Source organism: Erwinia sp. MYb416 (assembly GCF_037479575.1).
Classification (GTDB): domain Bacteria; phylum Pseudomonadota; class Gammaproteobacteria; order Enterobacterales; family Enterobacteriaceae; genus Erwinia; species Erwinia rhapontici.
In genome coordinates this window covers 1-584 of sequence record NZ_JBBGYT010000168.1, presented here as the reverse complement: position 1 = coordinate 584, position 584 = coordinate 1, and the positions used below count along the sequence as shown (strand labels likewise).

Below are 584 nucleotides of genomic sequence, written 5' to 3'. Positions count from 1 at the left end.
CGATGAACCTCGGCGGGGTGGATATTCGCCTGCGTTTCTCCGGCGATACCCTGGCCAACCTCTACGGGCTGACGGGCGTTCTGCTGCCGGATACGCCGCCGTATGAAACGGATGGCCATCTGACGGCGCGCTTCCAGCAGGCCGCTGGCGCGGTCTTTCGCTATCAGGGCTTTAACGGCCATATCGGCGACAGCGATATTCATGGTTCCCTGACCTACAGCCAGAGTAAACCCCGGCCTAAGCTGGAAGGGACGCTGGAGTCACGCCAGCTGCGTATGGCCGATCTCGGCCCGCTGATCGGCGTCAATTCCGGTAAGGGCAGTGAAAAGACAGAAAAAGCCAGGACACAACGCGGGGAGGCCGCGACACAGCCAGCCGATCGCGTGCTGCCGCACGATAAATTCGACACGAAAAACTGGGATGTGATGGATGCGGATGTGACATTCAAAGGCCGACGGATTGAGCACAGCAGCTCACTGCCGATCAGCGATCTTTCCACTCATCTGATCCTGAAAAATGGCGATCTGCGCCTCGACCCGCTGCGCTTCGGCATGGCCGGGGGAAGCCTGAATGCCAGCGTCCGG

1 protein-coding gene is annotated in these 584 nt (G+C 60.4%); it reads left to right on the top strand.

All coding sequences use genetic code 11. From position 1 onward, the window contains the following. Positions 1-584: AsmA family protein (locus tag WH277_RS01615; protein WP_339503995.1), on the top strand; the 584-nt coding region annotated here is incomplete at both ends.